At 71.8% G+C, this 22443-nt stretch carries 20 protein-coding genes; 9 read left to right on the top strand and 11 right to left on the bottom strand.

All coding sequences use genetic code 11. From position 1 onward, the window contains the following. Nucleotides 1–632 precede the first annotated feature (632 nt). Nucleotides 633–1625: a substrate-binding domain-containing protein gene (locus BLR33_RS03170; protein WP_093782650.1), complete on the bottom strand. Its 993-nt coding sequence runs from the start codon at nt 1623–1625 to the stop codon at nt 633–635. A 99-nt stretch (nt 1626–1724) separates the two neighbouring features. On the opposite strand from BLR33_RS03170, the gene BLR33_RS03175 reads away from it, so the two are divergent. Then, entirely contained in the window at nt 1725–2366 is a 642-nt protein-coding gene (locus BLR33_RS03175) for a TetR/AcrR family transcriptional regulator (protein ID WP_093782651.1), read from the top strand. 132 nt (nt 2367–2498) lie between these two features. Here the strand turns inward: BLR33_RS03175 and BLR33_RS03180 are convergent, their stop codons facing one another. Both BLR33_RS03180 and BLR33_RS03185 read right to left on the bottom strand, forming a co-directional pair. Next, nucleotides 2499–3476: a YihY/virulence factor BrkB family protein gene (locus tag BLR33_RS03180; RefSeq protein WP_093782652.1), complete on the bottom strand. Its 978-nt coding sequence runs from the start codon at nt 3474–3476 to the stop codon at nt 2499–2501. Nucleotides 3477–3579: 103 nt separating this feature from the next. Continuing rightward, nucleotides 3580–4137, bottom strand: coding sequence for a hypothetical protein (locus BLR33_RS03185; RefSeq protein ID WP_093782653.1), 558 nt, complete (start codon nt 4135–4137; stop codon nt 3580–3582). A gap of 103 nt (nt 4138–4240) precedes the next feature. Between BLR33_RS03185 and BLR33_RS03190 the strand changes: the two genes are divergently transcribed. Further along, complete coding sequence (locus BLR33_RS03190) at nt 4241–4957, top strand: TetR/AcrR family transcriptional regulator (protein WP_093782654.1); 717 nt, start codon at nt 4241–4243, stop codon at nt 4955–4957. A gap of 60 nt (nt 4958–5017) precedes the next feature. On the opposite strand, the gene BLR33_RS03195 is transcribed toward BLR33_RS03190, so the two are convergent. Next, a complete protein-coding gene (locus tag BLR33_RS03195) occupies nt 5018–8317 on the bottom strand; it encodes a discoidin domain-containing protein (protein ID WP_093782655.1) in 3300 nt (1099 codons plus the stop codon). A gap of 411 nt (nt 8318–8728) precedes the next feature. Between BLR33_RS03195 and BLR33_RS03200 the strand changes: the two genes are divergently transcribed. Continuing rightward, entirely contained in the window at nt 8729–9226 is a 498-nt protein-coding gene (locus BLR33_RS03200) for an NUDIX domain-containing protein (protein WP_093782656.1), read from the top strand. Between the two features lie 70 nt (nt 9227–9296). On the opposite strand, the gene BLR33_RS03205 is transcribed toward BLR33_RS03200, so the two are convergent. Then, nucleotides 9297–10052: an AraC family transcriptional regulator gene (locus BLR33_RS03205; protein WP_093782657.1), complete on the bottom strand. Its 756-nt coding sequence runs from the start codon at nt 10050–10052 to the stop codon at nt 9297–9299. A 54-nt stretch (nt 10053–10106) separates the two neighbouring features. Here BLR33_RS03205 and BLR33_RS03210 point away from each other — a divergent pair, with 54 nt between their 5' ends. Then, on the top strand, nt 10107–11504 hold the full coding sequence (locus tag BLR33_RS03210; protein ID WP_093782658.1) for a CynX/NimT family MFS transporter: 1398 nt from the start codon (nt 10107–10109) through the stop codon (nt 11502–11504). A 201-nt stretch (nt 11505–11705) separates the two neighbouring features. Here BLR33_RS03210 and BLR33_RS03215 read toward each other — a convergent pair whose 3' ends face one another. Further along, nucleotides 11706–12239: a DUF2231 domain-containing protein gene (locus BLR33_RS03215; RefSeq protein WP_093782659.1), complete on the bottom strand. Its 534-nt coding sequence runs from the start codon at nt 12237–12239 to the stop codon at nt 11706–11708. A 484-nt stretch (nt 12240–12723) separates the two neighbouring features. Here BLR33_RS03215 and BLR33_RS35565 point away from each other — a divergent pair, with 484 nt between their 5' ends. Together BLR33_RS35565 and BLR33_RS03225 are read left to right on the top strand one after the other, a co-directional pair. Next, nucleotides 12724–13530: a class I SAM-dependent methyltransferase gene (locus BLR33_RS35565; protein ID WP_093782660.1), complete on the top strand. Its 807-nt coding sequence runs from the start codon at nt 12724–12726 to the stop codon at nt 13528–13530. Between the two features lie 77 nt (nt 13531–13607). Continuing rightward, nucleotides 13608–14603: an aldo/keto reductase gene (locus BLR33_RS03225; protein ID WP_093782661.1), complete on the top strand. Its 996-nt coding sequence runs from the start codon at nt 13608–13610 to the stop codon at nt 14601–14603. Between the two features lie 57 nt (nt 14604–14660). Here the strand turns inward: BLR33_RS03225 and BLR33_RS03230 are convergent, their stop codons facing one another. Next, on the bottom strand, nt 14661–14978 hold the full coding sequence (locus BLR33_RS03230) for a hypothetical protein (RefSeq protein ID WP_093782662.1): 318 nt from the start codon (nt 14976–14978) through the stop codon (nt 14661–14663). A gap of 70 nt (nt 14979–15048) precedes the next feature. On the opposite strand from BLR33_RS03230, the gene BLR33_RS03235 reads away from it, so the two are divergent. Then, nucleotides 15049–15936 (top strand): LysR family transcriptional regulator, encoded by an 888-nt coding sequence (locus BLR33_RS03235; protein ID WP_093782663.1) that lies wholly within the window; start codon nt 15049–15051, stop codon nt 15934–15936. A 122-nt stretch (nt 15937–16058) separates the two neighbouring features. Here BLR33_RS03235 and BLR33_RS03240 read toward each other — a convergent pair whose 3' ends face one another. The 3 genes from BLR33_RS03240 to BLR33_RS03250 form a co-directional block, all read right to left on the bottom strand. Beyond that, nucleotides 16059–17216: an alpha/beta fold hydrolase gene (locus BLR33_RS03240; protein WP_093782664.1), complete on the bottom strand. Its 1158-nt coding sequence runs from the start codon at nt 17214–17216 to the stop codon at nt 16059–16061. 306 nt (nt 17217–17522) lie between these two features. Then, the gene (locus tag BLR33_RS03245) at nt 17523–18404 is read right to left on the bottom strand and encodes an SDR family NAD(P)-dependent oxidoreductase (RefSeq protein WP_093782665.1); all 882 of its coding nucleotides are present in this window, start codon (nt 18402–18404) and stop codon (nt 17523–17525) included. A 67-nt stretch (nt 18405–18471) separates the two neighbouring features. Then, nucleotides 18472–18900 carry a MarR family winged helix-turn-helix transcriptional regulator gene (locus tag BLR33_RS03250; protein WP_093782666.1) on the bottom strand — a complete coding sequence of 143 codons (429 nt, stop codon included), beginning with the start codon at nt 18898–18900 and terminating at the stop codon, nt 18472–18474. Nucleotides 18901–19142: 242 nt separating this feature from the next. Here BLR33_RS03250 and BLR33_RS03255 point away from each other — a divergent pair, with 242 nt between their 5' ends. Beyond that, the gene (locus BLR33_RS03255; protein WP_093782667.1) at nt 19143–19643 is read left to right on the top strand and encodes a hypothetical protein; all 501 of its coding nucleotides are present in this window, start codon (nt 19143–19145) and stop codon (nt 19641–19643) included. Nucleotides 19644–20208: 565 nt separating this feature from the next. Here BLR33_RS03255 and BLR33_RS03260 read toward each other — a convergent pair. Beyond that, nucleotides 20209–21423: a lactonase family protein gene (locus BLR33_RS03260; protein ID WP_093782668.1), complete on the bottom strand. Its 1215-nt coding sequence runs from the start codon at nt 21421–21423 to the stop codon at nt 20209–20211. Nucleotides 21424–22070: 647 nt separating this feature from the next. Here BLR33_RS03260 and BLR33_RS03270 point away from each other — a divergent pair. Then, nucleotides 22071–22331 carry a DUF2630 family protein gene (locus BLR33_RS03270; RefSeq protein ID WP_093782670.1) on the top strand — a complete coding sequence of 87 codons (261 nt, stop codon included), beginning with the start codon at nt 22071–22073 and terminating at the stop codon, nt 22329–22331. Nucleotides 22332–22443 lie beyond the last annotated feature (112 nt).

The following is a 22443-nucleotide window of genomic DNA, read 5'->3' on the forward strand; positions in this document are numbered from 1 at the left end:
GGAGCCACCGCCGTCGGCGATCTACGGCGCGAGGCCACAACTCCCGAACGTCACGACGAGGTCGGGACGACAACAGCGACTTGCCGCAAGCCGTGAGCACGTCCGGCCATCTCAATCGACCCCCAGCTTCTCCTTGAGCTCGGCCGGCGGAATCAGCGAAGCGCCCCGACGGTACGGCGCCTCGACGATCTCGTCCCACTCCTGGTCCACGTCCGGGCGTTCGTCATGCACTTCAACCCGGAAACCGACCCGGCCGTAGTGCAGTCCGATTGCCGGTCACAGTGTGCCCGGCCATGCCGCACCGCACAGCCCGTTGCTTTGGCCGCCGAAGGCGTCGGTCATGTCACCGGACTGGGCCGCGTCCTCGCGTGACCGAGTACATCCGGTGGGAGCGCTACCGGACCCGCGCCAGCGTCGGGGCGGGCAGCAGGTGCGGTGGCTTCCCCGGGACCAGGCGACGAAGTTTGCCTGCCGGGCACAGACTGCTGGGTGTTCGACAGGGCCTCCGTATCCCGCGGTGGGGATGCAGAGGGCGCCGGCCTCGGCGATCGGTTTGCCCAGGAGATCGACCAGGGCCGCCGGAATGCTCGCGTTCCTGACGCCGGAATCGGCAAGGAAGCTTCGTCAGTCTTCTAGGTGTCGAGGAACTCGGGGACGAAGATGTCCCGGCTGGTCAGCAGGCGCTCGGAGAGGCCCTGCTCGTGGTGGTAGCGCAGGAAGGTGTCGACCGCCTTGCGGTTCGCGCGCAGGCCGTAGGGCCACCAGTCCTCGCCGAGCAGGCTGCGGTTGCGCTCGAACAGGCTGCTGAACCAGGGGGTCACCAGGCTCATGTGCTGCTTCGCGGCGTCCTCGACGTAGGCGCGTGCGGCCAGCTCCTTGGCCTCGGCGAAGGCGCGGTACACCGAGCGCAGGTCCTCGGTGCGGTGCACCAGCTCCTTGCGGACGGCGACGAGGTGCATCGGGGGGAAGATCCCGGTGCGCCGGTAGTAGTCGCGCTCGACGTTCTCGTAGTCGGGGAAGAGCCGGGCGATCTTCGTGGATCCCCGCAGCATGGCCTGGGGCACGTCGACCGAGATGAGCGCGTCGATCTCCCCGGATTCGAGCATGGCGCCCAGGGTCCGGCCGTCCTCGGCGTGCCGCACGTCCACGCCGTCCGGCACCGGCTGCGGGAGCCAGTCGAACGCGGGGATGGGGTGGTCGGTGCCGCCGATGACCCAGCGGCACTGGTCGACGGTGACGCCGTACTCGTCCGACAGGATGCCCTTGGGCCAGACCCCGGCGTCATGTCCGAAGAGCGCGAACTCGCCGACCGTCCTGCCGGCCAGGTCCTGCGGCTTCTCGATCCCCGCCTCGGTGTTCACGAAGACGGCGGAATGCCGGAAGTTGCGGTTCGGGAAGATCGGCAGCGCCATGAACGGCGCGTCCTGCAGGTCGAAGGTGCGCAGGAAGTAGGTCAGGCCGAGCTCCGCTATGTCGTAGCGGCCTTCGAGCATCTGCCGGAAGAGGTCCGAGACCAGGGCCTCCGTCTCAAGGGTGGCGTCCACCCCGTCGATCGTCACGCGGCCGTCGAAGAGTGCCTCGGTGTGCTCGTACCGGTAGGTGCCGATGGTCAGCTCGCTGCTCATCACGATCCTCGCTTCCGTGAATGACCTTTCACTTTTACGGTGGACCCGATAGAGTTCCCTGTCAAGGTGAACGATCATTTACGTTGAGGGAGGCCGGCCATGCCGCGCATCACGCCCGAGCGCCGGGAAGCCAAGCGCGCCGAGATCGTGGCGGCGGCGCGCCGGTGTTTCGCGCGGGGCGGCTTCCACCAGACCTCGATGCCGGACATCGCCGCCGCGGCCGGTGTCTCCGCGGGCGCCCCCTACCGCTACTTCGCGAGCAAGGAGGAGATCATCCTGGCCATCGCCGCGGACGCCTTCCGGCTGATCTTCGAGCCGATGGAGCAGGTGGCCGCGGCCGCTGACGCCCCTTCCCTCGGCGACCTGGTCGCCGCCTCCCTCCGAGCGCTGGGCGCCGGGACCGTCACGGACGCCGCGGGGCAGGTGGTGCCGGTCGAGGAACTGCTGCAGTGCGTCGTGCAGACCTGGTCGGAACTGCTGCGCAACGACGGCCTGCACGCCCGCGCCGCGGAAGGCTTCGAAAGGGTCCGTCGCAGCATCGCCGACGCCCTGCGCCGCGGACAGGCGGCGGGCGCCGTCCCCACCGTGGACCCGGAGAGCGGCGCCCGGGTCCTGATCGCCCTGCTGCACGGCTTCCTCCTCCAGCGCGTCGCCTTCGGCCTGACCGACACGGCGGGATTCAACGACGCGGTCCGGGGTTTGCTCGACGGCGCCGAGCACCCGGACGGCACGGGGCGGTGAACGCCCGGTCCCGCCGGGCTTCGCGGGAGCTGACCGGGTTCGCCGCGGGGCCCGCCCTGCGGCACCGGCCGGCGCCGCGGGACAACATCGCGCGCCTCTACGGCTGACGGGCAGCACCACGGCCGCCGCCGCTCAGAGCTTGCGGTCGTCCCGCGGCTCCACGTACGGCTCCTTCCCCTCCGGGTGGCCGCCCGCCTGCGCCCGGGCCCGCTCCGACTCCGCGCTGTACTCCAGCCCGAGCAGCAGCGCGATGTTCGAGATCCAGAGCCAGACCAGGAAGATGATGATCCCCGCGAAGGTGCCGTACGTCTTGTTGTAGCTGCCGAAGTTCGCGACGTAGACGGCGAAGAGGGCCGACGCCACGATCCAGAGCAGGACGCTGAGCAGGCTGCCCCGGGTGACCCAGGGGAAGGTGCGCCTGACGTTCGGCGCGGCCCAGTGCAGGACGGCGACCACCAGGGCGAACAGGACGATCATCACGGGCCACTTGGCGTAGTTCCACACCGTCACCCCCGTGTCGCCCACCCCGATGACGGAGCCGGTCCTGCGGGCCAGGGTGCCGGTGAAGACGATGCCCACCGAGATGGCCGCGAGCACGATCACGAGGACGACGGTGATCGCGAATCGGATGGGCAGCGTCTTCCACGCGGGGCGGCCCTCGCCGATGTCGTAGACGGCGTTCCCGGCCCGCATGAAGGCCGCCACGTAGCCCGACGCCGACCACAGCGCGACGGCGACGCCGAGGATCAGCGGGATCAGGGACCTGTCGCCGCCGGCCTGCGCCTGGTGGACGATGCCGGTCAGGGTGGGACGGACGGCGGCGGGTGCCACGCTGGTGATGTTGTCGGTCAGCGTCTTCGCGGTCGGCTTGTTCAGCAGGCCGATGATCGAGACGAGGGCCAGCAGCGCGGGGAAGACCGCCAGGATCGCGTAGTACGTGAGCGCGGCCGCCAGGTCGGCGAGGTTGTCGGCCTTGTACTCCTTGAGGGTCCGCTTGAGGATCTCCCGCGATGACCCGCTGGGCAGGTCCGAAGGCTTCCGGGGTGCCCGCCCGGTGCCGCCGGCGTCGTGCGCGGTCGCACCGGAGCGGTCCGGCTCGCGGTCTTCCATCGTGCTCCTCCTGGCTGCGCGGGTACCTTTTTGCCCGTTTCGCCAGTATGGTGCGGCCGCTCGCGCCCGGCTCGACACGCGGGGCCGATCGGCCCCGCCGCGGTCAGCCCTTGCGGGCCGGGCGGGGAAGGCGGACGGCCGAGACGAGGAAGAAGATCCCGCCGAGGGCGGCGTAGCCGGCGAGGGCGGTCAGCGAGGGGTTGTCCTGCGCGCCGCTGCGGATGAAGCTCGCGCCGGCCAGGACCGAGATGCCGCCGCTGAGGATCATCGCCCACTGGCCGCCCATCGGCCGGCGGGCGACGCCCACCAGGAGCTGGACCAGCCCGGAGAGCACCGCCCAGGCGCCCCAGACGCGCAGCACGTCGGCGACGCCCGAGGCGCCGGCGACCGCGACACCGACAGCGGCGAGCGAGCTGATCGCGATGTTGACGTACAGGCCCTTGACCGGCCCGTCGCTGTGCGCGGACCGGGCGTCCAGCACGGCCGCGGCCACGTCGAAGGCCGGGTAGACGACGAGCAGCACCTTGGTGGCCGCGGTGAGGTCGGAGCCGGACACCAGCAGGAGCACCGCCCACGCGGCGGCGAAGGCGAACCGGACGACGTAGAGCCTGCGCAGGACGGGCGTGGCGGCGAGGTGCTCGGGTGAGGCGGCGGATGCCATGGGGGTCTCCAAGGGAGGCGAAAGGAGAGAGAACGTTCTCTCTATATGAGCAGCCTGACACAGACCGTCCGCGAAAACAAGAAAGAGCGTTCTACCGACTACCATGGGAGACATGGCACAGACGGACATCGACGCAGGCACGGGCAGGAGGACGTCCGCGGCCCGGGAGCGGCTCCTGAGGACCGCCGGGCAGCTCTTCTACGCGGAGGGCATCCACACGGTGGGCGTCGACCGCCTGGTCGCCGAGGCGCACGTCACCAACGCGACCTTCTACCGCCACTTCCGCAGCAAGGAAGATCTCTCCGTCGCCTACATCGGCAGCGTCGACCGTGCGGTCCGCGCCCAGATCGGCGCCCTGACCGCCGCGGGGACGTCCGCCGACGGCATCCTGCGCGGCATCGGCGCGTCCCTGGCCGAGCAGATCCGCTCGCCCGGGTACCGCGGCTGCGCCTTCCTCAACGCGGCGGCGGAGTTCCCCGACCCCGGCCACCCGGTCCACCGCGCGGTCGTCGAGCACCGCGCGTGGTTCCTGGAGACGGTCACCGGGCTGTTCGCGGAGATCACCGCCGCGCAGTCCGAGCACGCCGGGCGGCACTTCGTCATGCTGCGCGACGGCGCGATGAGCGGCGGCTACCTCGGTGATCCCGTCCTGGCCGGCGAGACCCTGACCCGCGGCATCGACGGCCTGCTGCGCATCCACGCCGCCCGCGGGACGGACGAGGAGGCCGCCGCCGGGCAGGCCCCTACGGCGGTGCCGGCAAGCGCGCCGCCCACGGCGTTCCCCGGCATCGAGTGCGCCCCGCCGGGCGCGAGCGACTGAAGCACGCGGCCGGCCGGACCGAGGCGGTCCGGCCGGCCGGTGGCCGGGGCGGCTCGCGGCTCAGAAGCCGCCGTACGCCTGCAGCTCGTAGATGCTGCCGCCGTTGTAGCTGGAGCCGGTGACGGTCAGCCGCAGGTAGCGGGCGGAGACCGGGGAGTCGCCGGCGAAGGAGTAGTTGGTCTGCGCCGTGGTGGCGCTCGCGGTGTGGTCGTCCAGGGTGGACCAGTTCAGGCCGTCGGCGGAGTACTCCAGCAGGTACTGGTAGCCGCCCGACTTCTCGAAGGTGGTGACCACCGCGCTGACCGGGGTGACCGCGCCGAGGTCGACCTGGATCCAGGACGGGTCGGGCAGGCCGAGCCCCTGCGCCCACCGCGTGCTCAGATCGCCGTCCACCGCCAGCTGCGGGGTGTTCGGCTCGGAGTACGAGGAGACGGTGACCGGCTTGCCCTGGGCGAGGTCGTGGTCGGACGGGGTGGTGACGTCCAGCGCGGGGCTGGGCTGCGAGGCGTTGAGCGCGGCGTCGCGGGCGACCACGGTGAACGTGTAGGCGGTCTGCGGGGTGAGGCCCGGCACCTTCAGGGTGGTGGCGTCGGTGACGGCGATGCGCTTGCCGTCCTGGTAGACCGCGTAGCTGGTGACGCCGGTGTCGTCGGTGGCGGCCGGCCACGACAGCTGGAGCAGGCTCGGCAGCAGCGCGGTGGCCGTGGGTGTGCCGGGCGCGCTCGGCGCGGTGTGGTCGGTGCTCGGCGGCAGGGCGCTGCCGTAGACCTGGAGTTCGTAGATGCTGCCGCCGCTGTAGTTGGAGCCGGTGACGGTCAGCCGGACGTAGCGACCGTGGACGGGCGTAGTGGCGCTGGAGTAGTTCGTCTGCTCGCTGGTGGGGTCCGCGGTGTGGTCGTCCAGGGTGGTCCAGTGCGCCTCGTCCGGGGAGACCTCGATGCGGTACTTGTAGCCGCTCGCCTTCTCGAAGGTGGTGATGGCGCCGGTGACGTCGTACTGGGCGCCGAGGTCGACCTGGATCCAGGACGGGTCGGGCAGGCCGAGCCCCTGCGCCCACCGCGTGCTCAGATCGCCGTCCACCGCCAGCTGCGGGGTGTTCGGGTCGGAGTAGGAGGAGACGGTGACCGGCTTGCCCTGGGCGAGGTCGGTGCCGTCGGGCATGGTGACCGTCAGCGGGCGGCTGGCAGCCGACTCGTTGCCGGCGGCGTCGCGGGCGGTGACGGTGAAGGTGTACGTGGCGCCGGCCGTCAGGTCGGGGATGCGCACGGAGGTGGTGCCGGAGGCGCTGACGAGCTTGCCGTCCTGGCGGATCGCGTACCCGGTCACGCCCGTGTCGTCGGTGCTCGCGGGCCAGCTGAGGTCCGCCACGGTCGGGAAGTCGGTGACGGCGGTGGGGGTGCCGGGGGCGGTGGGCGCGGTGTGGTCGCTGCTCGCCGGGTCCGGGTCGAGGTGCCGGTACTGCGGCTGCAGGCCGGCGTTGTCGACGATCGAGGCGGGCAGCTGGTCGCAGCCGCCGACCACGGTGGTGCCGGTGATGGTGGAGTCGGTGCTGTTCGCCTGGGTGCTGAAGGCGGAGGTGGTGGTGAAGTTGTCCGACACCTTGATGTTCATGCCGTGATTGAGGAAGAGCCACTGGTAGCCCACGTTGCACAGGGCGTTGCCGGTGTTGGTCCAGTAGCGGCTGCCCTCGTCGTGGTAGATCGCGCCGTAGGCGGTGGGCGTGGTGCCGTTGATGTAGTTGCCGGCGACCAGGCCGCCGGGGTCGGCGCTGAGGGTGTAGATCGCGCCGCCGTCGGCCTGCGACTTCATGATGTCGCCGATCTCGTTGTCGGTGACGATCGTGTCGCGGCTGATGGTCGGGGTGTCCCAGATCGGCACGCCGGAGTTGCCCGGGTAGTTGGTGTCGCCGCCCTTGTCGGTCAGGCCCCAGCCCCAGCCGACGGAGATGCCGCTGTAGGGCAGGTCGTAGATCTTGTTGTGGGTGATGACGGTGTGGTCAGTGTAGCCGGCGAAGACGCCGAGCGAGCCGTTGTACTGGTCGGCGACGTTGGTGACGACGTTGTTCGCGACCGTGTTGTCCTTGGTGATGTCGCGCGGGTCGCTCGGGTGGGCGTCGACCACGTCGGTGCCGCCGACCTGGACGCCGGTGGCGGCGATCTCCTTGAAGACGTTGCCGGTGATGTCGGTGCCCTGGGTACCGGTGTTGAGGTTGAGCCCGACCGCGCCGAGGTGGGTGAAGGTGTCGCCCTCGAAGCCGATGCCGTGCCCGTGGCTGACGTTGACCGCGCCGGGGGTCTTGACCCACTTCAGGCGGGTGGAGTCGAAGTCGGGGTTGTCGTTGCCGACGATCCGGAAGCCGGCCTGGCCCTCGATCATCCCGTCGGGCGAACTCGGCGCCAGCCAGGAGGAGTAGGAGAAGGTGATGCCGCGGAAGGAGATGCCGCTGACCGGGTGGGCGGCGGTGCCGTCGAGGTCGACCAGGTCCTGCAGGCGCGGCACGGTGACGGTGGCGGTGCGCAGGTCCTGCCCGGACTCGGGCATGTAGTAGAGGTCGCCGGCGCTCTTGTCGAGGTACCACTCGCCGGGAGTGTCCAGCAGCTCACGGGCGTTCTCCAGCCACGTGGGGTTCTGGATCTCCTCGCCCTGGTGCAGGTTGGCGTTGTGGAAGCAGGGCTGCTGGATCGTCATGGTGGTGCCGACGATCGACTGCACCGGGCAGCGCATGAGCATCCAGCCCCAGGCGCTGACGACTTCCATGTCGGACTGGTTCTTGTACGCGTCCAGGCTGGTGTCGGTGATGGTGTAGCCGGTGGCGGTCTTGGTGAACCCGGCCGGGTTCTTCCCGCTGCGGGCGCGGGTCTCCAGCTTGCCGTCCACCCACAACTGGCGGGTGTCGATGTCGCCGACGTGGGCCTTGTAGACGTGGTGCGCGGGGTCGGCCAGGCTCCAGCCGGTGACCTGACGGCCGCCGCTGACGACGGGGTGGGCGCCGGGCGCGGCCTCGTAGGTGATCCGGTGACCGTCTGCCGCGGAGTCCTGCGGGGTCAGGGTGAAGGTGCTGCTCAACTGGTAGGTGCCGTCGAGTAGTTCAACATCGATGTCGCGGTCCGCCGGGCGGTGCAGCTGCCGGATGTGGTCGCGGGCCTGCTCCAGGGAGCCGAAGGGGTGCTTCAGGGTGCCGTTGCCCGTGGCGCGGCCGGTGGGCGAGACGTAGAGGGTCAGCGGGGCGGGCCCGGGGTGGGCCTGCGCGGGGACAGCGGCGAGCGGGACGGCCGCGGCGGCCAGCGAGAAGGCGGCCAGCGCGGTCGCGGCGGCTCTCAGGCCCCGGGGCAGGCGGAGCCGGAGGGGTGGGATCGACACGGAGTTCCAATCACTTGCGAGGAAGGGGCCGGCGGCGGTCCGGCGCGGCCCGGGCCGCGGTCGGTACGGCCGACCGCCTCGTGGTGGCCCGCGCCGGAACCGGCTCGTCGCCCTCCGAACGCGGCGAACCCGCCTCCGACATGATGAGTCGGATTCATCTGAGCGGAAACTATGACAGCCGCGTTACAGGAAGGGAAGACCTCTGATGAATCTCCCGCTCAACGGCCGTTGGTATCCCATCAGTTCACCACAAGCCGGACACTATTCATCTGACACATCCCCTGTCGCAGAAGGCGATTGATCTGGACCATGAGCGGCGGGTGCCCGGTCAACGCGGGCTGGGGCGGGGCCCTTTCGGCCTTCCCTCGCGCATCTCCGGTGGGAGGGCCGCGGGGCGGATACCGTGGCCGGATGCCCCCAGTGCACCTGCGGCACGCCGTCCGCGCGATCGTCCTCGACCACGACGACCGCGTCCTGCTGTGCCGGCTCGTCATCCCGAAGCCGTACGGGACGATCGTCGTCTGGGCAGCCCCCGGCGGCGGCGTCGAACCCGGCGAGAGCCCCCTTGCGGCGCTGCGGCGCGAACTCGCCGAGGAGGTGGGCCTCGGCCTCGACGCCGACCCGCCCCACGTGTGGCACCAGGAGGTCGTCGATCCCGGGCACGCCCCGGGCTACGACGGTGTGGTCAACGACTACTTCCTCGTCCGCACCGCGCACTTCACTCCTCGCGGCGCGCTGTCCGACGCGGAGCTCGCGGCCGAGAACGTCACCGGGGCCCGGTGGTGGCTCCCGCGGGACATCGCCGCGTACGACGGCAGCGACCTCTTCTCCCCCCGCGACCTGTCCGGTCCGCTGACGGACCTCCTCACCACCGGCCTTCCCGGCACTCCGGTGCACCTCGGGCTGTGAGTCCCCCCGGGCAGAGGTCCCCAGCGGCCCGTGCGGACGGGGGCCTCGGGGCGCGGGTTCAGGACGGGATTCACGGCGGGGGCAGGTTGCGGCGGTAGCGGCCGGGGGTCTGGCCGACCAGCGCGGTGAAGCTGTCGATGAACGTGCTCGGGTTGGACCAGCCGCACGCGTGCGCCGTCTCCAGCACGCCCGCCCCCGTCGTGAGCAGCACCAGGGCGTGGTGGACGCGCAGTTGGGTGCGCCAGCGGGTGAAGCCCATGCCCAGCTCCTCACGGCAGAGCCGGCTGAGGGTGCGCTCGCCGACCCCGATCGCCCGCCCCAGCTCGCCGAGCGTCGCCTTGCCCGCCGGGTCCTCCCCCATGATCCGGGCCAGCTCGCGCAACCGCGGGTCCTGCGGCTCGGGCAGGTGCAGTGGCTCCTCGGGGGCCGGTCCCAGCTCGTCCACGACGACGTGCCGCAGCCGGTCCCGGGCCTGCGGCGAGCGCGGCGCCGGGTCCGGGGCGGTGAGCGCCAGCAGCGCCTCGCGGGCCAGCGAAGTGGTCGACAGCACCGCCGGTCGGTCCGGGAGCTGGACGGCGAGCGCCGCGGTGACGAAGACGATCCGCATGTCGGTACGGCCGTGCGCGCGGTGGTAGTGGTCGAAGTGGGCGGGGATCCAGGCGGTGCGGTTGGCCGGGATGATCCACGTCCGCCCGGACGCGGAGGCGGACAGCACTCCGCGCGCCGGGTAGATCAGGTGGCCCTGGCCGTGCCGGTGGACGGGGGTGCGCTCGCGGTGTTCCAGGTCGTGGGTCTGCTCCCCGGCCTGCTGGCGGAATATCGGCACAATGAGTCAGAATAACGGTCGACGGCCGATCGTGCGGTTGAGTGAACTGGTCGCATGCACGAACAGCTCCCGAACCCCGAGCCCCCGGCCGGCACCTTCGGCCCGTCCGCCTCCGCCACCGCCGCCGCGGCCCCGCCTGTACGGGCCGCGCCTCCCCCGCCTGGGGCCGGCCGCGCCGGACGGAGCGGCCCGGTGCTGCTGGCCGCGGGGCTGCTGCTGGTCGCGGTCAACCTGCGCATCGCCGTCGCGAGCGTCGGCCCGGTCCTGGACGACATCGAGCACGGCCAGCCGCTGTCCTCGACGGCCGCCGGAGTGCTCACCACCATCCCCGTCCTGTGCTTCGGCGGCTTCGCCTTCGCCACCCCGGCGCTCGTCCGCCGCTGGGGCATGCACCGGCTGCTCGGCGTGACGATGCTGCTGCTCGCGGCCGGCGTGCTCGCCCGCCTCCAGCCGTCCACGGCCGCGCTGTTCACCGGGACCGTTGTCGCCGGGGCCTCGATCGCGGTCGCCAACGTGCTGATGCCCGGCCTGATCAAGCACGACTTCGCCCACCGTTCCGGCCTGATGATGGGCCTCTACACCACCGGCCTGTTCCTCGGCGCGGCGGCGGCCTCCGGCCTGACCGTCCCGCTGGAGCACGTGCTGGGGACCGGCTGGCGGCACATGCTCGCGCTGTGGGCGCTGCCCGCGCTCGCCGCCTTCCTGCTCTGGCTGCCGCAGACCGGCAGCCGCCGGGCCGCGCAGGCGGCCGACCACCGGCTCGCCGCGAGCAGCGCGGCACCGGGTCCCGTACCGGCCGGTCCAGCAGCGCGCGGCGGCAGCGGTACGGGGCTGCGCGGGCCCGGCGTGCGCGCCCTCGCCCGGGACCGGACCGCCTGGGCCGTGACCGTCTTCATGGGCGCCCAGAGCCTCGGCTACTACGCGCTGCTGTCCTGGCTCCCCTCGCTGCTCCAGGACTCGGGCATGTCCGACGGCCGGGCGGGGTGGATGCTCTCCTTCTCCACCTTCCCCGGTTTCGCCGCCTCCCTGCTCACCCCGGTGCTGGCCCGCCACCCGAGCCGCCGCCTCCCGGTGGTGATCGCCACCGTGGTGCTGTGCGGGGCGGCCTACGCGGGGCTGGCCGTGGCCCCGGTCGGCCCCGCGTACCTGTGGATGGTGCTGCTCGGGCTGGGCCAGGGCGCCGCGATCAGCCTGGCGCTGAGCCTGATCGTCTGGTGCGCGCCCGACGCCGCCCACGCCTCTGCGCTGTCCACCCTGGCGCAGGGCACCGGCTACCTCGTCGCCGCGCTGGGCCCCTTCGGCTTGGGCGCGATCCACAGCCTGACCGGCGGCTGGACGACACCGATGGCCGCACTCGGGGCGGTCCTGGTGGCGCAGCTCGGCGCCGGCCTGCTGGCCTCGCGCGACCGCGTGGTCCTCGCCGACGCCCTGCCCCGCAAGGCTGCGGTGTAGGGCTCGCCGAGGCGGAGCACATCGGGCGTTGCCGGTGGGGCGACTGCGGCTCCGGCACCTGCCCGACCGCGTCGGCACAGTCGGCACGCCCGGCGCGGAGCGTGATCTGCTGGCCGTCGAAGGACCCGGCCGTGGGCGCGCCCGCCGCCGGGTCCTCGATGCGGCCGGCTCCCGCCGGCTGGAGGAGCCGCGCACAGGCCGTCAGTGGTGGCTCACCGGGTGCGCGGAGAAGTTGTCGTGCCAGGCGGCCTTCGCGCCGGAGTCACCGATCCGGTACACCTGCACCACGGCGCCGACGGCGACGACGAGGGCCAGCACGATCACGGTGACGCGGACGGGAACGCGGGCCAGCAGGCCCTGGGCGGCGCCCTGCTGGTCACCCGTGGCGGCTGCGGCGGTGCTCGCGGGGGTGCGCCGGTCCAGCCACCAGACGGCGACCGTGACCACGAACAGCCCCAGCACCCAGGGCAGCAGGGTGTCGCCGAGCTCGGCGTGCCTGCGGACCAGGGGGTCGCTGTCGGTGTGCTTCTCCAGCCACTCCCCCGCGTGCGTGGTCAGCGGCACGCTCACCAGGGTGACCAGGGCCAGGACGGGCAGCAGCCACCCGAGCCGTTTGATCCAGGCAGGCCGGACGGCCACGGCGACCAGGGCGAGCGCGGTCAGCGGCACCAGGATGACCACGACGTGGACGAGCAGGATGTGCGCGGGCAGACCGTTGATGAGGGTGGGACCCATGGGGACTCTTTCGCGACGGGAGCGCACGCTCACGGGGAGCGGGCCCGGGGTGAGGGGATGCACGGCAGCACGGCGCCCCGCGGTCCAGCGACACCTCGACCAGCGGCGAACCGCGGCCGAACACGCCCGCCGGCCGCACGGAGCGTCCCTCCTGCCTCACCACCACCCTGACCGCCCGGGCATAACACGCCGGTTACGCGGGGAAGTTCCGACCGCGACGGCGAACAACGGGACGAATCGCCCCGGTCGTCACCTGGTTTCGGGGTGCCTCGGACCGGCGGTCCCCGAGCCGCGCGGGTCACGCGCTTGCGCAGACGAGGGCGGTGGACCCAACTCGCTCCGGGGCCGGCGCCGGCCGACGCGGCAGCGGGGACCGGGACTTCCCGCCCGGGGACCGTCCGGCGCGGGGCGACCGCACGCGGGTAGGGTCGCGTGGGAGCCGGTCCCTGACGGCCGGGGACGTCGACGAGGGGAGCCCGCGGGCGTGTTGGACTTCGACGCGGAGGAACGGCGGATCTGGTCGGGGCGCGCCGCGGCCTTCCGGGACGGTTTCGCCAAGCTCTGCGCCCACACGGCGCCGGCGCTCCTCGACGCGGTCGGGGCGGGACCCGGCACCCGGCTGCTCGACGTGGGCACGGGTGTCGGCACCGTCGCGGCGGCGGCGAGCGCCCGCGGTGCCCGGGTGACCGCGGTCGACGCCGAGCCCGGCATGATCGAGCTGGCCCGGCAGCAGGTACCCGACGCCGAATTCCACCTGGCCGTACTCCCCCACCTCCCCTTCGCCCCGGACAGCTTCGACGCGGTGGTGGCGAACTTCGTGGTCAACCACGTCGGCCGGCCCGCGGCCACCGTGGCGGCCATGCGCGGCGCAACCCGCCCCGGGGGCCGCGTCGCCGCGACGATCTGGTCCAGCCCGGCCGGTGCGGGCCACGAGTTGCTCGACCGCGCGGTCGAGGCGGCCGGTGCCCGACGGCCCGCGGACCAGCCCCGGCTCGACCCGGCGGAGGAATTCCCGCGCACCGCCGAGGGGTTCGGCGCCCTCTTCACCACTGCCGGCCTCACCGACGTCTCCTGCGAGCCGGTGTCCTGGGATCACGTCACGACCCCCGAGGAGTGGTGGAACGGCGCGGCGGCCGGCGTGGGCATGATCGGCCAGGCGATCAGCCGCCAGAGCCCGGAGACCATCGCCCGGATCAGGGCCGCCTACGACGAGTTGGCCCCGCGTTACTCCGCCCCGGACGGCCGCCTCCTGCTCCGCTACCACGCCCTGCTGGCCACGGGCCGCGCCTGAGGAGCGCCCGGCGGGCACCCGGCGGACGAAGGGCCGCGCTTGCCTTCGTGCGTACTCCAGCTTCTAGGGTGCGCACCATGGGAACGACAGCTCACACCAGGGTGCTCGGACGCAGCGGGATCGAGGTGAGTGCCCTCGGCTTCGGCTGCTGGGCGATCGGCGGCGAGTGGCAGGACACCGGCGGGCAGCCGCTGGGCTGGGGCCGGGTCGACGACGAGGAGTCCGTACGGGCGGTGCGGCGCGCGTTCGACCTCGGCGTCACGTTCTTCGACACCGCCGACACGTACGGGGCGGGGCACAGCGAGCGGGTGCTCGGGCGGGCGCTGGGCAAGCGGCGTGACGAGGTGGTGATCGCCACCAAGTGGGGCAACCTCTTCGACGAGGGGACCAGGACCGCCTACGGCGTGGACGATTCACCCGAGCACGCCCGCCGCGCCCTGACGGCCTCGCTGCAGCGCCTGGGCACCGACCGGATCGACCTCTACCAACTGCACATCGCCGACGGCGACATGGAGCGGGCCGCGCAACTGCGCGACATTTGCGAGGAGTTCGTCCGCGAGGGCCTGATCCGCGGCTACGCCTGGAGCACCGACGACCCCGAGCGCGCCGCCGTCTTCGCGCGCGGCGCGCACTGCACGGCGGTCCAGCACCGGCTGAACGTCCTCCAGGACGCGCCCGGGATCCTCGCGCTGTGCGCCGAAGCGGGCCTGGCGAGCGTCAACCGCAGCCCGCTGGCGATGGGGCTGCTCACCGGGAAGCAGGCCCCCGGGCGGACCCTGGCGGCCGGCGACATCCGCAGCGCCCCGCCCGCCTGGCTGCCCGGCTTCACCGCGGCCGCCGGCGCCGACCCCGCGTGGCTGCGCCGGGTCGAGGCGCTGCGGGAGATCCTCACCGCCGAGGGCCGCACCCTCGCCCAGGGCGCCCTGGCCTGGATCTGGGCCCGCAGCCCGCACACCGTCCCGATCCCGGGCTTCCGCACGGTGGCCCAGGCGGAGGAGAACGCGGGCGCGATGGCCAAGGGGCCGCTGAGCGCTGGGCAGTTGGCGGAGGTGGAGCAGGTGCTCGGGCGGTGACGGGCGCGAGCGCGGGGGTGCCCCCGGCGGCGGTTCCGCCGGGAGCACCCCGCCCGCTCACCCCAGCGGCTCGTGGTTCACCCAGGCGACCTTGTACGGATGCCTGGCCTGCCAGTGGTGGATGACCTCCTCCGCGCCCGGTGCCGCGAAGGCCGCCGCGAGGGCCTTCTCGTCGGCGACGCCGAACTGCAGGACCGCCGTCGCGATCAGCGCGGGGATCTCCTCCTCGCCCGGGACGGGGATGTGGCGGCGGGTCGAGGAGGTGAGGACGTGGCCCGAGTCGAGCATCACCTTTTCGATGTCGGTGAGGAATCGGTCGAGGTCGGCGTCCGGGATGGGCTCGTTGAAGGAGACGAGCATCGTGTGGTGAATCATGTGGCCATCGAAACAGGGAGCGAGGGGGCACGTCCAAGATCTGTTGGGCCTCGGGCGATAACCTGCAGGCATGGCCGAGCTGGAGACGCGGGAGATCGAGTACGTGGTCGCGGTCGCCGAGGAGCTGCATTTCGGCCGGGCCGCGCAGCGATTGCGCATCGCCCAGCCCGCGCTGTCGAAGGCGGTCCGGCGGGTGGAGAAACGGCTCGGGGTGCAGCTGTTCGTACGGTCCAGTCGGCAGGTGGCGCTGACGGCCGCCGGTGGGGCGCTGCTGCGGCACGGGCGGTACGCGCTGGACGCGGTGAGCGCGGCGGCGGACCGCACCCGGCGGGCCGGCGGCGCGGGGCAGCGGTTGCGGCTGGTCCTCAAGCCGGGGGGCGACGCCGGGCTGCTGTCGGCGATCCTCGCTGCGTACGCCGGGGAGCCCGACGCGCACCGGGTGGAGATCCTGTTCAGCGGGCCCGCCGACCGGGTGGACCACCTGCGGGCGGGGCGGGCCGATGTCGCCCTGCTGTACGTGCCGTTCGACGACCTCGACGGGCTGGCCCACGAGACGCTCTGCGTCGAGGAGCGCGTCGCGGTCCTGCCCGCCGGCCACCCGCTGGCCTCCCGCGGCGAGCTGCGCCTGGCCGACCTGGCGGACGAGACGCTGCCGCGCTGGAAGGACGTGCCCGACGACATCGCGCGGGGCCACGGCGGCAGCGGCCCCGAGGTCGCGGACATCGCCCAGCTGTACTCACTGGTCGCCGTCGGCCGCGTGGCCGCCCTGCTGCCCCGCTCGCTCGTGCACCCCGCACCGGCGGGCGTGGTGTGCGTGCCGGTCGCCGACGCGCCGCCCAGCCGGATCGTCGTGGCATGGCCCCCAGGGGAGGAGGCCCACCCGCTGGTGGGCTCCTTCGTGAGGGCGGCGATCGCAGCGGCGACGGCCCACAACCCCCAGGCCGATCCGCATGGTTGACGGTCCCCACATACGAGCCGCCACCGGCCGCGCCCCGCACACGCGTGAAGGGCCCCTGCATCCCGGCGAATTCGAGGGACCCTTCCACTGCGGGCGGCGAGGTCCGTGCGGGAGGACAGCGCCTACTCGCCGAGCCACTTCATGAAGTTCGCGGCCTGGGCCTTCCAGATGTCCGGGTGTTCCATGGCGCTGTGCCCGAGTGCGTCGACAGAGGCGGGCAGGACGACGTACCGCCCGTTGGGCACCTTCGGCATGTCCTGCTCGAGGATCTGCAGGCTGTCGGGATAGAACTCGTCGGCGCCGAGGTTGACCGCGTAGACCTTCGCTTTGATAGTGCCCAGAAGCGGCTCGGCGTTGAAGCTCCGGGAGGCGTTGAACGCGTAGATGAAGTCGTTCGCGTCGAAGCCGGTGGCCGCCGAGTCCACGCCGTGGATGTAGCCGTCGACCTGGGCGGGCGAGGTGAATTCCGTCTGCAGGTTGGACACCCCGTTGATCATCATCAGTTCGACGTTCAGGGCTTCGGCCAGGGCGGGCGGTTGCTGCGTGTAGTTCCCGTCGTCGTAGGCCGGATCGGACTCGATCCCGTCCACCAGAATGCGCCGCCACAGCAGGTTCCGGCCGCTGATGGGCGCGGGGAAGCAGGCGATCGGCATGATGCCGTCCATCGCGTCCGGGTAGTCCTCCGCCCACTGCCAGGCGTTCATACAGCCCATGGACATGCCGACGACGGCCTTCAGGTGCGGGATGCCGAGCGTCTCGGTGACCAACTTGTGCTGGAGGTCGACCATGTCGTCGTAGCTGTACTGCGGGAAGCCGGCCTTCAACCCGTTGCTGGGTTTGCTGGACCGGCCGTGCCCGATCGCGTCGGGGATGATCACGAAATACCGGTTGACGTCGAACGGCGCGCCCGGCGCGAACAGGGCTTCCTGGAACTCGGGCGACAAGAGGTCCTGGCTGCTGGAGAACGTCCAGTGCAGCAGGAGGACGGCATTGTCGACCTGGCCGTTCCGGTCGAGGTGGGGGGTGCCGAGCAGCGCGTAGTGCAGGCGCAACTGCGCGAGCGTCTCGCCGTCACGGAACGTGTAGTTGCTGTAGGTGACGTCCTCCTCGCGCGGGTTGACCACGGTGGTGCTCTTGGAGCCCGCGGTGCTGGTGGGGGTGGCCGCGACGCCGGCGGTGGCCAGCGGCTGGGCGTCGATCGGCGGGGCGCCGCCCAGCGCGATGCCGCCCAGTGCCAGCGTCATGGCCACGACCAACGACGTGTGAAACCTCAGCCTCATGGAAACCGGATTCCTCTCCTCGATGACGGCCCCGACGACCGCCCCGGCTGCCGACGGCGACACACGCGGGCGGCTCTTGGGTGGTGGGGAGCGTCTTCTGTCCACCGTGATCTCCCGGGCTCGCGCGACCGCACGGCCGTGACACGGCTGCTCACAGGCGCACACTATCGAGGAGTCAGTTGAGAATCAATACCAACCGCTTGAGAAAGTAAACCTAGGTCGTCTCTGCCGCGCCCGTAGCCGGGCCCCGGCCGTCCGGTCGGCCGGGATCGCCTCATCTGCAGGCGATGCCGGTACTGGGGCGGCTCACCCGGCCGTCGTGCCGGTCGTCCCGGCTTGGCGGCGGAGCACCTCGTGGTAAGTGCGGCCGTCGCTCATTCCGAGAGCCCGGGCGATGGGGCGCTTGGCGAGGGCGGCGGCGATCAGGTCGCCGATCCGGGGCGAGAGGGCCTCACCGAGCAGAAGCGCGCCGGCCATGCGGGGCAGGACGACACGCCGTTTTCCGTGCCGGACCGCGGCCACCACGGCGCGTCCCACGTCGTCGGGCGACAGCGGGGTCATGTGCCGGAAGGGGGGCGGCATTTCGTCCTCCTTGGCCTCGCGCAGCAGTTCGGTGGCGGTGAGGCCGGGGTGGATGACCGACACCCGGATGCCGGAGCCGGCCACCTCCTGGCGCAGGCTGTCGGAGAAAGCGGAGACCGCGTGCATCACGATGGCGTAGGAGCCGAACCGGGCGAATGCCTTGCGGCCCATCACGGAGGACATGTTGACGATCGCACCGGTCCGCTGCCGCCGCATGAGCGGAAGGACCCGTTGGGTGACGTCGACCATTCCGAACAGGCTCGCCTGCAGAGTGTCGCGGACGTCGTCGGCGAAGGACTCCTCCTCGACACCGCCGACCTTCCCGATACCGGCGTTGTTCACCAGGACGTCGATGCGCCCGAACCGGTCCGTCGCCGCCTTCACCAGGGCCGTCACCGCCTCCGGTGAGGTCACGTCGGTCGGTGCCGAGAGCGCTTCCCCGCCCACGGAACGGACTTCTCGCTCGACCTGGGCCAGCCGGTCCGCCGAGCGCGCCGCGAGGACCAGCCGTGCGCCCTCCTTGGCGAACGCCAGCGCGACAGCTCTGCCGATCCCTCCTGAGGCGCCGGTGACCAGGACCACCTTGTTCGCAAAGACCGCGGTCATGCGTTTCTCCTTTGTTGTACATGCAACATTGCATCCCAGGGGTGCCACCCGTTCCTCCAACGGGTGATCAGAGGCCCATGCCGCCCGCGATCTTCCGGACGGCGCGCACGCCGGCCGCGCCGAGCATCTGAGCGGCCTGCTGCTGGGCCTGTCGCCAGGCGGGCATCACGGACTCGATCTTGGCCTGGCCGGCGCGGGTGAGGGCGATCTCGCGGATGCCCTTCGCGTCCGACGACAGGATCTCCACCCAGCCGCGCTTGACGAGCAGGCTCAGGTTGCGGCTGACCGTGGACCGTTCCAGTTGCAGCACCTCGCCGAGCCGGGTGGGCGGGCAAGGGCCGACCTTGCCGAGCGCGGCCAGGAGGTCGACCTGCGCGATCGTCACATCGTGCGGGTCGAGGGCGCCGTCGTACAGGCCCGTGATGGCCCGGGCGATGAGCCGGGCGCGCGCCGCCAGGCAGTCGCCCGCTATCTCGTCGATGTACGAAACGCTCACATCTCCAAAGTTGCGTATACATCACCGGGCTGTCAATCCGACGCCTCGCCCCGGGCGGAGCAAACAGCCGGGCGGCGCAAGCAGCCGGCCGGGACAACGCGGACCGGCGCCCAAGTCTTGATGTTGTACCTGCACCAGCAGGCGCATAGTGTAGGTACAACAAACCGCGGGGGCGGGCGTGGTCCGCACGACAACGGGGCCGCGCCTCCTGGCCGCTGGAGCACATGAGGGGAACCCTTGCCATGCCGATTCAGGTGACACAGACCCCGTACGAAGCCGTCCTGCTGACGATTCGTTCCGACAAATCCTTCGCCGAGGTCACCCAGGCCATCGAGGCACGCCTGCAGCGCTGCTCGATCCCGACACTGAAGGAATTCGTGGAGAACGGGGATCGCGCCGGCTTCGAAGCGTACGTGGACGGAGCCGCGAAGCCGACGGGCTTCTCCATCTTCTGGGACTTCGAGCAGGGCTCGGCGATGAGACTGGCCGGCATCCCCGTCGAGTCCAAGTTCTACCTGGTCGGCAACGCCGTCACCGCGCGCGGCCTGTTCGAGTTCAGCGGCGCGGCCGGCCTCGGCGCCCCGGTCCGCGTCTGCGTCTCACGGCGTGAAGGCGAACCGACGCGTATCGACCTGGACCAGGTCACCGCCTTCTTCAGCAAGTTCCCCGAACTCGCGCCGTCGCGCGTTCCCCAGGTGCTGGACGAGCGCATCGTCAAAATCCTGCAGGAAGCCGCCGCCTGACACGCTCATGCAGGGCGGGTATCAACTCTGTCCCTGGGCCGGCATGGGGACTGCACTTCAGCAGGCGCATCCAAGTCCGCTGCACCTGCGATGTCGGTCCGCGGACCTCGTCGCCGCCGCGCGCTCCGCGGCTTCGACCCACTCGGGGTCGGCCGGTCCGGGCCGACCCCGAGTGGGTCAGCTTGCCGCGAGGCCCTCGCTACGTACGCGCCTGAGGGCCGCGCCGAACTTCCGTGACCCGTCCGTACGGTGTGCCGCTCGGTAGCCCGGCTGAGCAGCACCCCGCGGCCTGTTCCTGGCGCCCCCAGGCCGCGGCCGCCTCAACGAGGCGAACGAACAAAGCGACATCCTCGAAACCCAGCGGAAGCCGCATCGCCCCGGCGTCACACAGAGGGAGCGTTCCCGGAGTGACGATCTCCACGATCAGGCGCCAGGTGTGCAGGTCGAGGTCAGAACTCCCGTTCCCGCAGGACGAGAAGTTCGAGGCCGCTCCACTCACCCCGGAATTCACGACCCGCCACGTGACCGCTGGATGCTCGAAGTGCCGGGGCCGGCCCCGTGGGGATCAGCCTGCCGCGATGCCCTCGCCGCCGACGGCCCCAGGCACGGTCACCGAGCCGATCGCGGTCAGCGACCCGTCGCCCTCCACGCGGAACTCGTCGACGATCCCGACCGCGCCCGTCTGGGCGTAGAGGAAGTGCCCGTCGGGGGAGGCAGCGGCGTCGACGGTGCCGGCGTCGGTGCTCGTCGTGCCGAGCGGGGTCAGGGCGCCACCGGCGGCGGCGTAGCCGGAGAGGGTGCCGCTGCCGGCGTTCGAGGCGTACAGGTGGCTGCCCGCGGTCGTGATCCAGCAGGTGGCCTGCTGGCCGGTGGGGAGTTCGCCGGTCTTGGTGAGTTTGCCGTCGCGGCCGAGCGTGAAGGTGGCCACGGCGTTGGGACCCGCCTCGGTGACTTGCAGGCGTCCGGCCCGGTCGAAGACGAAACCGAAGGGCACCGCGCCCGGAAGGGGGGTGAACACGGTCGGGCCGCCGGGCCCACCCGTGCTGTCCAGGGGGGTGACGCCGATGGCGCCGCCCTTGGCGGCCTTGGAGGTGACCACGAGTGCGGTGCCGTCCGGGGTGAAGGAGATCTGGCCCGGCGTGTGGGTGAACTGGGGTGTGGCCGTGGGGTCGATGCCGGGCGAGCGGTTCCACTCGGGCACGGTGACGAGGCGGTCGCCGACGCGCACGAATCCCTGGACCGAGGCGCCGTCCAGGGCGTTGAGGACGTACACGAGGTTGCCGTGGAAGGTGATGCTCACGGGGAAGGAGCCGCCGGAGCCCAGTATCTGGAGTCGCTGGAGGCGGTCGCCGTGGACGGCGAAGACGGTCACGGTGTCGCTGCCCGCGTTGACGGCGTACAGCAGGCCCTGCCGGCTGTCGTACGCCAGCGAGCCCTGGGAGGCGAGGTGGTCCACGACGGAGCCGTCCAGGACGCCGCCCCTGCCGCCGGTGGGGTAGATCCCGTCGCGGGTGAGGGTGCCGTCGGCGGCCCGGTGGTAGGCGACGATCGCGTTTCCGTCGGGGTTGTCGGTCTGCACGAACACCGGGCCGGTGCTCGCCTCGTGGTCCGAAAGCGCCCGGTCGCCCTGGTGCTGGGCCCGGCCCTGCGCGGTGTCGCCGGGCTGGGTGGCGTGTGCGGCGGGGGCGGCGGCGAAGAGAGCGGCGCAGGCGAGGGCGGCGGCCCCGAAGCCGGCGGTGCGGCCGAGGGCGCGGCTGCGGGTACGGCGGATGGCGGACATGGGCGGTGACTCCTCCTGCGTGGGACGGGGAACCGGTCCGCAGGGCACACCGCATCAGCCGTCAACTCCCGTGAAAATCAAGGGAGTTGACGGCCATGCGTGCTCTGTGACCGGTCCTCACGCTAACGCGCCGAATGAGGAGCCAAAGGGATGGATACGGCAAATCGTCATCCCTGTCCGGGGTCCGTAAGAAACGCTGCCGGGGCCGCTCTGGGGCGCCGCCGGGGTCAGGCGGCGCAGCGGCGGACGACCTGCGCACCGTCGTCCACGACGACGGCGAGGTGACGAAGGTGGTCTTCAGGGACCCACGCCTACTCGGTGACGACTACGCCCTGGGCGAGGTGCAGGACGGGCTTGGCTCCTTGTTCCTCGTGCTGGACTCGGTCACCGACGAGGCAGTCGGAAAGACACGTGACGGCCGTGACACGCCCTCGGAGCGCCGGGCAGTCTGTCCGGTGGCCGCCCCTTGGGTCACGGATCGATCCGGTCGCGAGCAGTCGGAAAGCCGCCCGGCCGCCGGGTGACTGCGCCTCATCAAACTGTCCGGGGCAGGTCCCGTTCCCACCCGCTGACGTGAGACGGCGAACCTGCGACGCTACGACAGCCGTGCTCGTGGCAAAATGACGCACCCCGATCTGGAGGCTCCCATGACGCAACCCGACGACGCCGAACACACCATCCTCGGCCGCATCGGCAAGATGGTCGCCGACGAGAAGATCCTGCGCGAATTGCTGTCGTCCGGCGACATCGACGCCGAGACCGAGAAGGAGCGGCTGAGCGCCCTGGAGCGTGAGCTGGACCAGTGCTGGGACCTCCTGCGGCAGCGGCGTGCGCTCACGGACTTCGGTCAGGACCCGAGCACGGCGCGGGTCCGTCCTTCTTCCACGGTCGAGCACTACCTCTCGTAGACGCTGGATCCGGGGCGGACCGAGCCACGGAAGTAGCCACTCGACCCCGCTGGGCCGCCACGAGCGGACCTGGCCGGGCAGGGCAGCAACTCCCACTGGATCCCGGCGCCCA

It is taken from the genome of Actinacidiphila guanduensis (assembly GCF_900103985.1).
Lineage (GTDB): Bacteria > Actinomycetota > Actinomycetes > Streptomycetales > Streptomycetaceae > Actinacidiphila > Actinacidiphila guanduensis.

What these genes read in the sequence shown, in the direction of transcription:
- BLR33_RS03230 (WP_093782662.1), bottom strand. Translation starts at nt 14,978, where the DNA reads ATGATTCACCACACGATGCTCGTCTCCTTCAACGAGCCCATCCCGGAC.
- BLR33_RS03245 (WP_093782665.1), bottom strand. Translation starts at nt 18,404, where the DNA reads ATGACCGCGGTCTTTGCGAACAAGGTGGTCCTGGTCACCGGCGCCTCA.
- BLR33_RS03225 (WP_093782661.1), top strand. Translation starts at nt 13,608, where the DNA reads ATGGGAACGACAGCTCACACCAGGGTGCTCGGACGCAGCGGGATCGAG.
- BLR33_RS03260 (WP_093782668.1), bottom strand. Translation starts at nt 21,423, where the DNA reads ATGTCCGCCATCCGCCGTACCCGCAGCCGCGCCCTCGGCCGCACCGCC.
- BLR33_RS03200 (WP_093782656.1), top strand. Translation starts at nt 8,729, where the DNA reads ATGCCCCCAGTGCACCTGCGGCACGCCGTCCGCGCGATCGTCCTCGAC.
- BLR33_RS03255 (WP_093782667.1), top strand. Translation starts at nt 19,143, where the DNA reads ATGCCGATTCAGGTGACACAGACCCCGTACGAAGCCGTCCTGCTGACG.
- BLR33_RS03270 (WP_093782670.1), top strand. Translation starts at nt 22,071, where the DNA reads ATGACGCAACCCGACGACGCCGAACACACCATCCTCGGCCGCATCGGC.
- BLR33_RS03175 (WP_093782651.1), top strand. Translation starts at nt 1,725, where the DNA reads ATGCCGCGCATCACGCCCGAGCGCCGGGAAGCCAAGCGCGCCGAGATC.
- BLR33_RS03215 (WP_093782659.1), bottom strand. Translation starts at nt 12,239, where the DNA reads ATGGGTCCCACCCTCATCAACGGTCTGCCCGCGCACATCCTGCTCGTC.
- BLR33_RS03210 (WP_093782658.1), top strand. Translation starts at nt 10,107, where the DNA reads ATGCACGAACAGCTCCCGAACCCCGAGCCCCCGGCCGGCACCTTCGGC.
- BLR33_RS03180 (WP_093782652.1), bottom strand. Translation starts at nt 3,476, where the DNA reads ATGGAAGACCGCGAGCCGGACCGCTCCGGTGCGACCGCGCACGACGCC.
- BLR33_RS03235 (WP_093782663.1), top strand. Translation starts at nt 15,049, where the DNA reads ATGGCCGAGCTGGAGACGCGGGAGATCGAGTACGTGGTCGCGGTCGCC.
- BLR33_RS03185 (WP_093782653.1), bottom strand. Translation starts at nt 4,137, where the DNA reads ATGGCATCCGCCGCCTCACCCGAGCACCTCGCCGCCACGCCCGTCCTG.
- BLR33_RS03190 (WP_093782654.1), top strand. Translation starts at nt 4,241, where the DNA reads ATGGGAGACATGGCACAGACGGACATCGACGCAGGCACGGGCAGGAGG.
- BLR33_RS03170 (WP_093782650.1), bottom strand. Translation starts at nt 1,625, where the DNA reads ATGAGCAGCGAGCTGACCATCGGCACCTACCGGTACGAGCACACCGAG.
- BLR33_RS03240 (WP_093782664.1), bottom strand. Translation starts at nt 17,216, where the DNA reads ATGAGGCTGAGGTTTCACACGTCGTTGGTCGTGGCCATGACGCTGGCA.